Annotated in this window: 11 protein-coding genes; all 11 read right to left on the bottom strand. The window is 57.0% G+C overall.

Annotated features, from left to right (window positions below; translation table 11 throughout):
• Positions 1-28 precede the first annotated feature (28 nt).
• The 11 genes from secA to murD all read right to left on the bottom strand — a co-directional run bounded on the left by secA (position 29) and on the right by murD (position 14,035).
• Complete coding sequence (gene secA / locus HMPREF3142_RS08870; RefSeq protein ID WP_008807427.1) at positions 29-2,734, bottom strand: preprotein translocase subunit SecA; 2,706 nt, start codon at positions 2,732-2,734, stop codon at positions 29-31.
• Positions 2,735-2,796: 62 nt separating this feature from the next.
• The gene (gene secM / locus HMPREF3142_RS08865; protein WP_049245540.1) at positions 2,797-3,294 is read right to left on the bottom strand and encodes a secA translation cis-regulator SecM; all 498 of its coding nucleotides are present in this window, start codon (positions 3,292-3,294) and stop codon (positions 2,797-2,799) included.
• A gap of 323 nt (positions 3,295-3,617) precedes the next feature.
• Positions 3,618-4,535, bottom strand: coding sequence for a UDP-3-O-acyl-N-acetylglucosamine deacetylase (gene lpxC, locus HMPREF3142_RS08860; protein ID WP_002888632.1), 918 nt, complete (start codon positions 4,533-4,535; stop codon positions 3,618-3,620).
• Between the two features lie 100 nt (positions 4,536-4,635).
• Positions 4,636-5,787 (bottom strand): cell division protein FtsZ, encoded by a 1,152-nt coding sequence (gene ftsZ / locus HMPREF3142_RS08855; protein WP_002888628.1) that lies wholly within the window; start codon positions 5,785-5,787, stop codon positions 4,636-4,638.
• Between the two features lie 62 nt (positions 5,788-5,849).
• Positions 5,850-7,112 carry a cell division protein FtsA gene (gene ftsA, locus HMPREF3142_RS08850; protein WP_004204343.1) on the bottom strand — a complete coding sequence of 421 codons (1,263 nt, stop codon included), beginning with the start codon at positions 7,110-7,112 and terminating at the stop codon, positions 5,850-5,852.
• Positions 7,109-7,939, bottom strand: coding sequence for a cell division protein FtsQ (ftsQ, locus tag HMPREF3142_RS08845; RefSeq protein WP_008807429.1), 831 nt, complete (start codon positions 7,937-7,939; stop codon positions 7,109-7,111). The genes ftsA and ftsQ overlap by 4 nt, the downstream gene beginning before the upstream one ends.
• A gap of 1 nt (position 7,940) precedes the next feature.
• A complete protein-coding gene (locus HMPREF3142_RS08840; RefSeq protein ID WP_008807430.1) occupies positions 7,941-8,861 on the bottom strand; it encodes a D-alanine--D-alanine ligase in 921 nt (306 codons plus the stop codon).
• Entirely contained in the window at positions 8,854-10,329 is a 1,476-nt protein-coding gene (murC, locus tag HMPREF3142_RS08835) for a UDP-N-acetylmuramate--L-alanine ligase (RefSeq protein WP_008807431.1), read from the bottom strand. Before murC ends, HMPREF3142_RS08840 begins: the two co-directional genes overlap by 8 nt.
• Positions 10,330-10,377: 48 nt before the next feature.
• Positions 10,378-11,448: an undecaprenyldiphospho-muramoylpentapeptide beta-N-acetylglucosaminyltransferase gene (murG, locus tag HMPREF3142_RS08830; RefSeq protein WP_008807432.1), complete on the bottom strand. Its 1,071-nt coding sequence runs from the start codon at positions 11,446-11,448 to the stop codon at positions 10,378-10,380.
• The gene (gene ftsW, locus HMPREF3142_RS08825) at positions 11,445-12,719 is read right to left on the bottom strand and encodes a cell division protein FtsW (RefSeq protein ID WP_004204337.1); all 1,275 of its coding nucleotides are present in this window, start codon (positions 12,717-12,719) and stop codon (positions 11,445-11,447) included. The genes murG and ftsW overlap by 4 nt, the downstream gene beginning before the upstream one ends.
• Positions 12,719-14,035 carry a UDP-N-acetylmuramoyl-L-alanine--D-glutamate ligase gene (gene murD / locus HMPREF3142_RS08820; RefSeq protein WP_008807433.1) on the bottom strand — a complete coding sequence of 439 codons (1,317 nt, stop codon included), beginning with the start codon at positions 14,033-14,035 and terminating at the stop codon, positions 12,719-12,721. The genes ftsW and murD overlap by 1 nt, the downstream gene beginning before the upstream one ends.
• Position 14,036 lies beyond the last annotated feature (1 nt).

Here is a 14,036-nt window from a genome sequence, read left to right as displayed (position 1 = left end):
CTCTGCGCCTTTGTTTTTTTATCAGGCCTTAGCTCAGACGGCCGTGGCACTGTTTATATTTTTTACCGGAACCGCACGGACAGGGATCGTTACGCCCCACTTTACGCTCGCCGGTTTGTGCCGCCAGATCCTCGGCAGCGGCCTCATCGTCGCTCTGATGGCTGAGCTGCTGCATCTGCGCCAGGCGCTCGGCTTCTTCACGACGCTGTTGCTCCATCGCTTCGACTTCTTCCGGCATACGCACCTGGACTTTGCTCAGGGTGCTAATCACTTCATACTTCAGTGACTCCAGCATCGCAGCAAACATAGAGAACGATTCGCGCTTGTACTCCTGCTTCGGATCTTTCTGCGCATAGCCACGCAGATGGATACCCTGACGCAGATAGTCCATCGCTGCCAGGTGCTCTTTCCACAGGGAGTCCAGGGTCTGCAGCATCACGCCTTTCTCAAAGTGACGCATCATCTCGGCACCGACCACTTCTTCTTTACGCTGGTAAGTTTCTACCGCGCTCTGCAGAATACGTTCACGCAGGGTCTCTTCATGCAGCTCTGGCTCTTTATCCAGCCACTCTTTGATCGGCAGCTCGAGGTCGAAGTCGTTTTTCAGACGCTCCTGCAGGCCTTCAATATCCCACATCTCTTCCAGAGACTGCGGCGGAATATGCGCATCGATAGTCGCTTTAAAGACGTCTTCGCGGATGCTGTTGATGGTTTCGCTGACATCAGACACGTCCAGCAGTTCGTTACGCTGAGTGTAGATCGCGCGGCGCTGGTCGTTAGCCACATCATCATATTCCAGCAGCTGCTTACGAATATCGAAGTTACGGCTTTCCACTTTACGCTGAGCGTTGGCGATAGCCTTAGTTACCCACGGGTGCTCGATGGCTTCACCCGGCTTCATCCCCAGTTTGCGCATCATGCCGGACACACGATCGGAGGCGAAGATACGCATCAGAGCATCTTCCATCGACAGGTAGAAGCGAGACGAACCGGCATCACCCTGACGACCCGCACGGCCACGCAGCTGGTTATCGATACGGCGTGATTCATGACGCTCAGTACCGATAATGTGTAGACCGCCTGCGGCCAGAACCGCATCATGGCGCACCTGCCAGTCCGCTTTGATTTTTTCAATCTGTTCCGGCGTCGGATTTTCCAGCGCGGCGACTTCCGCCTGCCAGCTACCGCCGAGCATAATATCGGTACCACGACCCGCCATGTTGGTGGCAATGGTCACCGCTGCCGGATAACCCGCCTGGGCGACGATATCCGCTTCGCTGGCGTGGAACTTGGCGTTCAGTACGTTGTGCTTGATGCCGGCTTTGGTCAGCTCGCGCGAAACTACTTCGGATTTTTCGATCGAGATAGTCCCCACCAGCACCGGCTGGCCGGCAGCGGTGCGGGTTTTAATATCTTCGATAATCGCCTGAATTTTTTCCGCTTCGGTCATATAGACCAGATCCGCCATGTCCTTACGGATCATCGGACGGTTGGTCGGCACGACAACGGTATCCAGCTTATAGATAGAGCTGAATTCGAAGGCTTCGGTATCCGCTGTACCGGTCATCCCCGCCAGTTTCTCGTACAGGCGGAAGTAGTTCTGGAAGGTGATAGAGGCCAGCGTCTGGTTCTCGTTCTGGATCTCCACGCCTTCTTTGGCTTCTACCGCCTGGTGCAGACCATCGGACCAACGGCGGCCTTGCATCGTACGGCCAGTGTGCTCATCGACGATGATAACTTCGCCATCTTTAACGATGTAGTCAACGTCGCGGGTGAACAACGCATGGGCGCGCAGCGCGGCGGTCACATGGTGCATCAGCATGATGTTGGTCGGGGAGTACAGCGACTCACCTTCTTCCATAATGCCTTCCTGCACCAGCAGCTCTTCGATGAGCACCAGACCGCGTTCGGTCAGGTTAACCTGGCGGGCTTTCTCATCAACAGAGAAGTGGCCTTCACCGGTAAAGGTATCCGAATCCTCTTTTTCCTGACGGATCAGGTGCGGGATGATTTTGTTTACCTTACGGTACATTTCAGAGCTGTCTTCCGCCGGACCGGAAATGATCAGCGGGGTACGCGCTTCGTCGATCAGGATGGAGTCCACCTCATCCACCAGCGCATAGTGCAGTTTACGTTGAACGCGCTCTTCCGGGCTGAAGGCCATGTTGTCGCGCAGATAGTCGAAGCCGTATTCGTTGTTGGTGCCGTAGGTAATATCGGCAGCGTAGGCTTCACGCTTCGCCGGCGCCGGCAGACCGGACATATTGATGCCCACGCTCATACCAAGGAATTCGAACAGCGGACGGTTGTTTTCGGCGTCACGCTGCGCCAGATAGTCGTTGACGGTCACCACGTGGACGCCTTTACCGGTCAGCGCGTTGAGGTACGCCGGCAGGGTCGCGGTCAGCGTTTTACCTTCACCAGTACGCATCTCGGCGATGCAGCGATCGTTAAGCACCATACCGCCCAGCAGCTGGACGTCGAAGTGGCGCATGCCGAACACACGCTTACTGGCTTCGCGAACGACGGCAAAGGCTTCCGGGATCAGGTTTTCCAGCACTTCGCCTTTTTCCAGGCGCGCGCGGAATTCAGCAGTTTTCGCTTTCAGCTCGTCATCAGAGAGTTTTTCCATCGCCGGTTCCATACCGTTGATGATATTGACAACTTTGCGCATACGACGCAGCGTACGGTCGTTACGGCTGCCGAAAACCTTAGTTAACATTTTAATAAGCATAATAAAATCTCAAACGCCCCGCGGTGCGGAGTCACAAAAAATAGGATGGTCCGTGGTTATTTTCAGCTGAGACGTTGAGGTCCTGCGCGGATCCCCGCCACCTGGCTAATCCAGGCGCTCACGCGGAAGGCAGAATATGAGGAAGAGATGTAAGCCACCTGGCGGATCACCACCGGCGGCGTGCTGTCCTGGGTCAGCAGCGCGCTGAGCGTATCAAGCAGCGCCAGATGTTGGGCCTGCAGCGGAGAAGTTTCTTCCGCCACTGGCAATGCCTGTGGCGCCATCGCGAAGGAGAGATGACGAATAACGGTGCGAATGGCGTGCTGATGCCAGTAGTCGACGGTAAAGTTCGGCCGACGATTACTCTCCAGCAGCGCCAGCTGAGAGAAGTTAACTTTGCTCGGATTATGGTTGCTGGACGTTGCCTTCGCCGGCGTCGCGGTTTCGTGGCTGTTGCTAAGCGCGGGCAGGCCGAAGCTGGCCGCGACCATCCCCAACAGGAGATGCGGCCAAAAATACCGTCTGCCAAACTGTCGCCAGCGCGTCAGCAATCCACTCACTTTCATTACCTTTCGTTGGTATACCCGTCGTCGTTCAGGCTGCCTCTTAATTAGCGTTTTTTGCAGGACACCCTGACATCCACGGGGTAAAGCAACCCGGAGAAATAATTTTGCGCTCAAATACTAACATTATTACCGCGCTGAGGCAGCATGAATGAAGGCGATTGCCCGGGGAAAACGCTTAATAAAACAGCGAACGCGCGCTAATTATTGCCCGACAATCACTGCGAAAAATAACTGGAAGGGGTTATAAAAGAAAAACGACTGGTTCCCTGGTCGGAGAGAGTACCAGGTTACCAGTCGAATTTACTGAATGGTCAGGCTTACGCCAGAACCATCGACGGTGCGCGGAACGCCATAGGCAGTTTTGCGTCGTCTTCGAAGGTCACATACTCCCAGGCTTCCTGTTTTGCCAGGACCGCCTGCAGCAGTTTGTTATTCAACGCGTGACCCGATTTGTACGCCGTGAATGCGCCGATAATGTTGTGACCACACATAAACAGGTCACCGATCGCATCCAGCATTTTGTGGCGAACAAATTCGTCTTCAAAGCGCAGACCGTCTTCGTTCAGTACGCGATAATCGTCAACAACGATGGCACAATCGAAGCTGCCGCCCAGGCACAGGCCGCGGGACTGCAGATATTCGATATCGCGCATAAAACCGAAGGTACGCGCACGGCTAATCTGACGCATGAACGCATCGGCCGAGAAGTTCAGCGTATAGCGCTGGGTGCTGGCATCAATCGCCGGATGGTTAAAATCGATGGTGAAATCCAGCGAAAAACCATTGTACGGTTTGAATTCAGCCCATTTGTCGCCATCTTCGACGCGAACCGTCTCTTTGATACGAACAAATTTCTTGGCGCAATTCAGTTCATCGATGCCGGCGTCCAGCAACAGATAAACGAACGGAGCCGCACTGCCGTCCATAATCGGGATTTCCGGTGCGTCGACTTCAACAATAATGTTGTCGATACCCAGGCCAGCCAATGCGGCGTTCAGGTGTTCAACCGTAGAAATCCGCACGTCATGCTCATTAACCAGGCAAGTACAGAGCATGGTATCACGCACAGATTTGGCATCAGCCGGAAAATCTACCGGTGGATTCAAGTCGGTGCGACGATAGATGACCCCGGTATTTGCCGGCGCAGGGCGTAACGTCAGTGTGACTTTCTTGCCGGTATGCAAACCGACACCAGTCGCCTGAACGATACGTTTAAGAGTCCTTTGTTTGATCATCGTATAATCTCGCCAATTTACCTATCCAACCGAAGTGTACACCACTATCGGGAGGCCAGTTTAGCACAAAGAGCGCAGATGCCCAACTTCCAGTCGATTCTTAATCGGCTTGCTTACGCAGGAAGGCTGGGATATCCAGATAATCCGGCTCTTTCGCGGTTTGCGGCGTATTGTCGTTCACCACTTTTGCTGCCGGCTTCTGCTCTTGCGTCAGCGGCGACATACCGTGCTGCTGGTAGCGATCCATCACCGGCTGCTGAACCTGTTTGTTGGTCACCAGGGTAATTTCCGGACGCTTGTCCATGCCGATACCAGTCGCCACCACGGTCACGCGCAGCTCGTCGTTCATATCCGGGTCCAGAGAAGTACCGATAACCACGGTCGCGTTATCCGACGCAAAGGCACGGATGGTGTTACCCACGGTTTCGAACTCATCCAGACGCAGGTCGAAGCCCGCAGTAATGTTAACCAGTACGCCGCGCGCGCCGGACAGGTCGATATCTTCCAGCAGCGGAGAAGAGATAGCCATTTCAGCCGCTTCTTCCGCACGGTCTTCACCACTCGCCACGCCGGAGCCCATCATCGCGTAGCCCATTTCTGACATCACGGTACGGACGTCCGCGAAGTCGACGTTCATCAGGCCCGGACGCGTAATCAGTTCGGCGATACCCTGCACCGCGCCTTTCAGTACATCGTTTGCCGCGCCGAACGCGTCGAGCAGAGAAATACCACGGCCGAGTACTTTCAGCAGCTTGTCGTTCGGGATGGTGATCAGTGAGTCAACGTGCTTGGACAGCTCGGTGATCCCCTGCTCAGCAAACGCCATGCGCTTCTTGCCTTCGAAATTAAACGGCTTCGTGACCACCGCAACGGTGAGGATACCCAGATCCTTCGCCACTTCCGCAACCACTGGCGCCGCACCGGTACCGGTACCGCCGCCCATACCTGCCGCGATGAACACCATGTCTGCGCCATCAAGGGCCGCACGCAGCGCTTCGCGGTCTTCGTCCGCCGCATTGCGGCCGACTTCCGGGTTCGCGCCCGCACCCAGACCTTTGGTAATACCGCTACCGATCTGGATAGTCTGGCCAACAGCCGTTTTACGCAGCGCCTGCGCATCGGTGTTCACCGCGAAGAATTCAACACCCTCAATGCGCTCGCGCACCATGTGTTCAACGGCGTTACCGCCGCCGCCACCGACGCCGATGACTTTAATCACCGCGTCGTTGGTCAGTTCCATAGGTTCAAACATAGTTTCTCTCCGTCTTGTGCCTGTCGCCTGAGAACGCTAATTGTCTGCGTTCTCTTAAAAAATTAAAACTCTTTTCGCAGCCAGCTGTTGAGTCGTTTAATCCACGAGCCCACTGACGCCGTCACGCGTTTTTCGACTTCCGCTTCACCACTCAAATGTGACTCTTTGCCGTAGTGCAGCAGCCCAACCGCCGTCGAATAATACGGCTCCTGGGCGTAATCCGTTAAACCAGTAATGTTCAGCGGCGCGCCAATACGCACCTGGGTATGGAATACCCGCTGCGCACAGGCCGCCAGGCCTTCAATTTGCGCCGCGCCGCCGGTTAACACAATCCCTGCCGCCAGATGATGTTTGACACCCTGCTGGCGAAGCTGTTCCTGCAGCTGCAGGATCTCTTCGTTGACCAGATTAAGCAGCTCGGTATAGCGCGGTTCAATCACCTCTGCCAGCGTCTGACGCTGCAGGCTGCGCGGCGGACGTCCGCCTACGCTCGGGACTTCGACGTTTTCGTCTTTACCGACGATGGAACCTAATGCGCAACCGTGACGAACCTTAATCGCTTCGGCATCGCTCGGCGGCGTACCAAAGGCATAGGCGATATCGCTGGTCACCACGTTCCCGGCGTACGGGATCACTTTGGTGTGACGCAATGCGCCGCCGGTGTAGACGGCGATATCCATTGTACCACCGCCGATGTCCACGACGCAGACGCCCAGCTCACGTTCGTCTTCTGTTAATACCGAATAACTGGCCGCTAACCCGGCGAAAATAAGTTGGTCAACTTTCAGACCGCAACGTTCCACCGCTTTAACAATGTTTTTCGCCATATCGTTATGGCAGGTAATCAGATGCACCTTCGCCTGCATACGCACACCAGACAGCCCTACCGGATTTTTAATCCCTTCCTGGTAGTCGATGGCATATTCCTGCGGAATCACGTGCAGGACGCGATGTTCATCGCGGACGCGAACCGACTTCGCGGTGTGGACCACGTTCTCAACGTCATCCAGCGTCACTTCTTCTTCCGAAATCGGTACCATCCCGATTTCATTCTGACAGCTTATATGTTTACCCGAAAGTGCCAAATAAACTGATGAAATCTGGCAATCCGCCATCAGTTCGGCCTGGTCGATGGCGCGCTGTACGCATTTCACCACCGACTCGAGGTCGTTCACACCGCCTTTATCCATACCACGTGATGGGCAACTGCCCACGCCGATGATATTAATCATGCCGTCGGGCAGAACTTCCCCTACTAAAGCGGCCACCTTAGCGGTGCCAATCTCCAGTCCAACTACCAGTTTTCTGTCCGTCGCCTTGATCATTGTTGTTCTGCCTGTGCCTGATTCTGTTGTTGATTAGTTTCCTCTACGGGAGCAGGTACCCAGCCCACTGCCGCACCCGAGTCATAACGCAAATCAACGTAGCTAATCCGTTTGCCGTCGGTCTGCGCCTGCTGCTGGAGAACCGGGTAGAGTTCCATAAAGCGCTGAAGCCGTTTCATGGTATCGCCACGGCCAAGGTTGAGCTTAATGTCATTATTAAGCGTCAACTGCCAGGAGCGACGGGCGGTCATCGCCGCCACTTTCAACGTGAATTTATCCTTTGCCAGCACCTGCCCCATGTCACGATACCCTTGCAGCACTTCGTTCTCGCTGCCTTCCGGGCCGTATAACATCGGTAAATTCTGTTTGCTGGTGCGATCCGCCGGTACGCTGAAGGCATTTCCTTCTGCATCCACCATATGTTGATCATTCCAGCGCGCAATCGGCACATATTCAACCAGATGAATCTTCAATTCATCGGGCCACTGCTTACGGACGCTCGCCTGCTTAATCCACGGCAAGCGTTCAATTTGACTCTGAATAATGTTCACATCCTGAGTCATGAAAGTACCCGGTGAACCCAACGCCAGAATCGCCTGGCGGATGTCATCATTGCGCGTATAGTGACGCTCGCCGGTCACCACCATCTTCGACAGCGGCAAGCGCTGCGCATCTTCCATCCAGCCAAGAACCATCCACCCGCTGACCAGCACGGTAAACAGCACCGCCAGCAGGAAAACGATCCCTGCCAGCCGCGTTCCATTACTCCGACGCGAAGAAGAAACGTCCTCTTCATGGTTCCGCGTATTCAGCGCAGCCTGCGACATATCACCCCGCCAGGTCCAGAATTCGTACAACAAGCTGGGAGAAGCTCATTCCTGCCTGACGCGCCGCCATCGGTACAAGGCTATGGCTGGTCATGCCCGGGGAAGTATTTGCTTCCAGCAGATAAAACTGGCCATCGCTGTCCAGCATCACGTCAATACGGCCCCAGCCTTTACACCCCAGAACATTCCAGGCTTTAAGCACCAGGCTCTGGATGTCTGACTCACGCGCGGGATCTTCAAATCCAGGGCAGAAATATTGCGTCTCATCAGACAGATACTTCGCCTCATAATCATAGAAGGTTCCCGCGGCCTGGATACGTATTGACGGTAAAATTTCTTCACCGACGATGGCGACGGTAAATTCCGGCCCACTAAGCCATTTTTCGACCAAAACTTCATCATCATGCTGAAAAGCCAGCGCCAATGCACTCGGTAAATCACAGCTTTCGCTGACTTTCGACATCCCGACGCTGGAGCCTTCACGGCTCGGCTTGATGATGACCGGCAGGCCCAGCGCCGCAATCTGTTGTTCAACGGCAGCAGAAAGTCCTGCAGTAAACTGGGCGCGGGTCAGCGCGACCCACGGCGCGACCGGCAATCCCGCCCCCTGCCACAGCCATTTGCTGCGCAGTTTATCCATCGACAGCGCAGAGGCCATCACCCCGCTGCCGGTATAAGGCAACTGGATCAGATCCAGCAGCCCCTGCAATGTGCCATCTTCCCCGCCGCGGCCATGGAGGGCAATAAACGCTTTCTTAAAGCCCAGATTTTTTAACTGGGTAATATCGATGTCGCGCGGGTCGACCGGATGGGCATCCACCCCGCCTTCACGCAGCCCGGCCAGCACCGCGGCGCCTGAATTCAGCGACACTTCACGTTCAGCGGAGGTTCCACCGAAAAGCACCGCGATTTTATCAGCCATGGCGCTCTTCCTCCGTTTTTTGCGGAGCCAGTTTGATTTCAGCCAGGTGACGGGCAATTTTTCCGATATTGCCCGCGCCCTGCACCAGCACTAAATCGTTACCGGTCAGCACCGACGCCAGCATCTCCGCGGCCTGGGCCGGGTCAGAGACCAGGATTGGGTCAACTTTACCGCGACCGCGGATCGTACGGCACAGTGAGCGGCTATCGGCGCCCGGGATCGGCGCTTCGCCCGCCGGATAGACATCCAGCATCAGCAGCGCATCGACCTGGGTCAGCACGTTGGCGAAATCGTCATACAGATCGCGGGTACGGGTATAACGGTGCGGTTGGAACAGCATCACCAGATTTTTATCCGGCCAGCCAGCGCGCGCGGCTTTGATGGTGGCGTCCACTTCCGTCGGGTGGTGGCCGTAGTCATCGATCAGCATCGCGCTGCCCGGCTTGCCGTTGACTTCCGCCAGCGGAAACTCGCCAAGAAAATCAAAGCGGCGTCCGGTTCCCTGGAAACTTTCCAGCGCGCGCAGGATCGCCTGGTCGTCAATTCCCTCTTCCGTCGCCACGGCCACCGCCGCCGCCGCGTTCAGCGCGTTATGGCGACCCGGGGCATTGAGCGTGACCTGCAGGATCTCTTTATCCTGACGCACCAGGCGAAAATGGCCTTGAGCCCCAAGCTGACGGTAGTCCTCGACGCGAACGTCGGCGTCGTCGCTAAAACCGTAGGTGGTGATCTGCCGGCCTACGCGCGGCAGCAGTTCACGAATAACCGGATCATCCACGCACATCACCGCGCGTCCGTAGAACGGCAGGTTGTGCAGGAAGTTAATAAAGGTCTGCTTCAGATTTTCGAAGTCGCCATGGTAGGTATCCATATGGTCGGCTTCGATGTTGGTCACAATCGCGACCATCGGCTGCAGATGCAGGAACGACGCATCGCTCTCATCCGCTTCCGCAATCAAATAACGGCTATGGCCGAGACGGGCATGCACGCCCGCCGCTTTCACCAGCCCGCCGTTGACGAAGGTCGGGTCGAGCCCGGCTTCGGCGTAAATACTGGACACCATCGCGGTGGTAGTGGTTTTGCCGTGAGTTCCGGCAATCGCAATCCCGTGGCGGAAGCGCATCAGCTCCGCCAGCATTTCCGCACGGCGGATCACCGGAATGCGCGCTTCGTGTGCGGCAACGATTTCCGGGTTATCCGCGGAAATCGCGCTGGAAACGACCACAACGCTGGCATCGCGCACGTTTTCCGGGCGATGGTTGAAATAAATAGTGGCGCCAAGCTGCGACAGCTGTTGGGTCACCGGATTCGGCGCCAGGTCGGAGCCGCTGATCTGGTAACCTTCATTAGCCAACACTTCGGCAATACCGCCCATACCGGCACCGCCGATGCCGACAAAGTGAATGTGCCGGACGCGACGCATCTCGGGCACTATGGAACGCAGTTTTGCCAAATCTTGTGTATTCATTCTTTACGCCATCAACTTCTGTCATTCGGGCGGTGAAAATCACCGCAATTAGCGCGCCAAAGCTACGGCGCTGACCTCTTCTGCTACTCGCTCGGTAGCGTCCGGAATCGAAGCGCCACGCGCTCGTTCCGCCATATCCAGCAACGTTTCCCGATCCCAGCTCGCCAGGGTAGAGGCAACCGCCTCTACCGTGAACTCAGGCTGTTCAAGAATTTTCGCCGCGCCGGCTTTCTCCAGCGGCAGCGCATTCCAGTACTGCTGACGATCTTTGTGCTGGAAGGGTACAAACAGCGCCGGTAAACCTGCAGCCGCGATTTCGCTGACCGTCAGCGCGCCGGAACGGCAAACCACGACATCAGCCCAGGCATAGGCAGCGGCCATGTCATCAATAAATTCCGTCACTTTATGCTGCGGCTGCCCCGCAGCGGCATAGGCCTGTTGCACGGTTTGCTGGCCACCTTTGCCGCTCTGATGCCAGATGGTCACCGCATCGCCGAGCTTCGCCGCCACCTGCGGCATAGTCTGGTTCAGGACGCGCGCGCCCTGAGAGCCACCGACCACCAGCACGCGAATCGGTCCATGACGCCCCACCAGACGCTGACCCGGCAGCGGCAGCGCCAGTACATCGGTACGCACCGGGTTTCCGACCACGTCCGCATGCGGGAACGCGCCGGGAAACGCCTGCATCACTTTCTTCGCAATCTTCGCCAGCCATTTGTTAGTCAGACCGGCAATACCGTTTTGTTCGTGGAGGACCACCGGGATCCCCAACGACCACGCCGCCAGACCGCCAGGCCCGGAGACATAGCCGCCCATGCCCAGCACCACATCCGGCTGGAAACGCTTCATGATCGCTCGCGCCTGACGCCAGGCGTTGAAGATACGCACCGGCGCCAACAGTTGCGCTTTTATCCCTTTGCCACGCAGGCCGGAGATACGGATAAAATCAATCTCGATGCCGTTTTTCGGCACTAAATCCGCTTCCATACGATCGGCGGTACCCAGCCAGCGAACCTGCCAGCCCTGGTCCATTAAATGGTGCGCGACCGCCAGCCCCGGGAACACATGCCCGCCGGTACCGCCCGCCATCACCATCAACCGCTTTTCCTGACCGCTCATCGAACACCCCGTGTAAACGCCTGGGCTTTTTCCAGACGCGTTTCATAATCTATTCGCAACAACAACATGATGGCCGTCGACATAATCAGCAGACTGGAACCACCATAACTGATCAGCGGCAGCGTCAGACCTTTCGTCGGCAGCATCCCCGCCGCCGCCCCGACGTTAACTAACGCCTGGAAGCTAAACCAGATACCAATCGCACAGGCGAGGAAGCCGGAGAAGCGATGATCGATCTCCAGCGCTTTACGGCCAATCGACATGGCGCGGAAAGCGACGAAGAATACCATTAAAAGCGCCAGTACCACACCGATATAACCGAGTTCTTCGCCGATAATGGCGAAGATAAAGTCAGTGTGCGCTTCCGGCAAATACTCCAGTTTTTGCACTGAGTTGCCGAGGCCCTGCCCCCACATCTCGCCGCGGCCAAAGGCCATCAGCGACTGGGTCAGCTGGTAACCACTGCCGAACGGGTCTTCCCATGGGTTCCAGAAGGAGGTCACGCGGCGAATACGGTACGGTTCGGCGAGGATCAGCAGGACCACCGCCGAGATACCCATGCCGATAATGGCGATGAACTGCCACAGCTTCGCGCCAGCAAGGAAGAGCATCGCCAGCGTGGTGACGAACAGCACTACCACGGTACCGAGGTCAGGCTGCGCCAGCAGCAGGATCGCCAGCACGAAAATCACGCCCATCGGTTTTAAGAACCCGCGCAGGTTGTTACGCACTTCATCCGCTTTACGCACCAGATAGTTGGCGATATAGCAGAACAGCGACAGCTTGGTGAACTCCGCCGGCTGAATACGCAGCGGGCCAAGGGCGATCCAGCGCGATGCCCCGTTTACCGAGCTGCCCACCACCAGTACGATCAGCAGCATCACAATTGAGGCAATCAGCATCGCGGTACTGTGGCGCTGCCAGAAATCCATCGGCAGGCGCAGCGTCACCAGCGCGAGGACAAAGGCCAGCACAATGTACAGGCCGTCACGCTTGGCAAAGAGGAAAGGATCGTTCGCCAGGCGCTGCCCCACCGGCATCGACGCCGAGGTCACCATGATAAAGCCGATCGCCGCCAGGCCGAAGGTCAGCCATAGCAGCATCCGGTCATACATCACCAGACTGTCGTTATCTTTCGGGCGCGAGCCCATCACCCAGCCTTTTAGCGCGGCGAACAGCCAGGCGAAGATAAACATCCCCGGCAGTCGCGGCAGTCTCAACCGAGGCAAGCTCAGCTGCGGCATTCTCAGGCGTGGGAGAGAGAAACGCATCAACCTAACTCCTTCGCCAGACGGGCAAACATATCGCCCCGTTGTTCAAAATTCTTAAACTGATCCAGGCTGGCGCACGCCGGCGACAGGAGCACCATGTCGCCCGCTTTCACCAGGGGCGCTATCTGACGCATCGCCTGTTCCATGGTTTCAGTTTGTACCGCCACGTCAGGACGCAGCTCGGCGAGCTCGGCGCCGTCGCGACCAAAGCAGTACAGACGGATACGATCGCCGCCGAGGTAGCGCTTCAGCGGGGTGAAATCAGCGGACTTGCCGTCGCCGCCCAGCAGAAGATACAGCGTGCCATCCAGCTGCAGGCCGTTCAGCGCCGCCTCGGTGCTGCCGACGTTGGTTGCCTTCGAGTCGTTAATCCAGCGTACGCCGTTGTGATCCAGCACCAGCTGAAAGCGATGGGCCAGGCCAGTAAAGGTGGTTAATGCCTTGAGGCTACTGGCCCGCGGCAGGCCCGCGGCATCGGCCAGCGCCAGTGCCGCCAGGGCGTTGCTGTAGTTATGCTGACCGGTGAGAGGCATCTCTTTCACATTGAGGACTTTCTCACCTTTAACGCGCAGCCAGGTTTCGCCCTGCTGACGGTTAAGGTGGTAGTCACCGACATCGACACCAAAGCTGATGCAGCGATCGTCCGCCCCGCGTACCGGCATCGTGAGCGCATCGTCCGCGTTCACCACGCAGGTTTTTGCATTCTCGTAAATCCGCAGCTTCGCCGCGCGATACTGCTGCAGCCCCAGCGGGTAGCGGTCCATATGGTCCTCAGTCACGTTGAGGATGGTTGCCGCCACCGCCTGCAGGCTGGAGGTCGTTTCCAGCTGGAAGCTGGAGAGCTCCAGCACATACAGCTCACGATCGGTGTCCAGCAGCATCAGCGCCGGCAGGCCGATATTACCGCCCACGCCGACGTTAACCCCGGCCGCTTTCGCCATCTCGCCCACCAGAGTAGTGACAGTGCTTTTGCCGTTAGAGCCGGTAATGGCGATAATCGGCGCCTGCGCCTCGCGGCAGAACAGTTCGATATCACCAACGATCTCTACGCCTGCATCGGCTGCCGCGCTCAGTGAAGGATGGGCCAGCGCGATGCCGGGACTGGCGACAATCAGATCCGCCGCCAGCAGCCAGGTATCATTGAGTCCACCGACATGGCATTCGACCGATTCGGGTAATTTATCCAGCCCCGGAGGCGCGACGCGGGTGTCCATCACGCGCGGCGTCACGCCGCGCGCCATGAAAAAGTCCACGCATGACAGGCCGGTCATACCCAGCCCAATAATGACGACTTTTTTACCCTGATAATCTGCCATG

The organism is Klebsiella sp. HMSC16C06, assembly GCF_001808325.1.
Classification (GTDB): Bacteria; Pseudomonadota; Gammaproteobacteria; order Enterobacterales; family Enterobacteriaceae; genus Klebsiella; species Klebsiella variicola.
Note: the sequence above shows the minus strand (reverse complement) of the source record. Positions and strands in the feature narration are given on the sequence as shown.

Coding starts and splice junctions, on each gene's coding strand:
- ftsW (WP_004204337.1), bottom strand. CDS start 12,719: ATGCGTTTCTCTCTCCCACGCCTGAGAATGCCGCAGCTGAGCTTGCCT.
- ftsQ (WP_008807429.1), bottom strand. CDS start 7,939: ATGTCGCAGGCTGCGCTGAATACGCGGAACCATGAAGAGGACGTTTCT.
- murC (WP_008807431.1), bottom strand. CDS start 10,329: ATGAATACACAAGATTTGGCAAAACTGCGTTCCATAGTGCCCGAGATG.
- murD (WP_008807433.1), bottom strand. CDS start 14,035: ATGGCAGATTATCAGGGTAAAAAAGTCGTCATTATTGGGCTGGGTATG.
- HMPREF3142_RS08840 (WP_008807430.1), bottom strand. CDS start 8,861: ATGGCTGATAAAATCGCGGTGCTTTTCGGTGGAACCTCCGCTGAACGT.
- lpxC (WP_002888632.1), bottom strand. CDS start 4,535: ATGATCAAACAAAGGACTCTTAAACGTATCGTTCAGGCGACTGGTGTC.
- ftsA (WP_004204343.1), bottom strand. CDS start 7,112: ATGATCAAGGCGACGGACAGAAAACTGGTAGTTGGACTGGAGATTGGC.
- ftsZ (WP_002888628.1), bottom strand. CDS start 5,787: ATGTTTGAACCTATGGAACTGACCAACGACGCGGTGATTAAAGTCATC.
- murG (WP_008807432.1), bottom strand. CDS start 11,448: ATGAGCGGTCAGGAAAAGCGGTTGATGGTGATGGCGGGCGGTACCGGC.
- secA (WP_008807427.1), bottom strand. CDS start 2,734: ATGCTTATTAAAATGTTAACTAAGGTTTTCGGCAGCCGTAACGACCGT.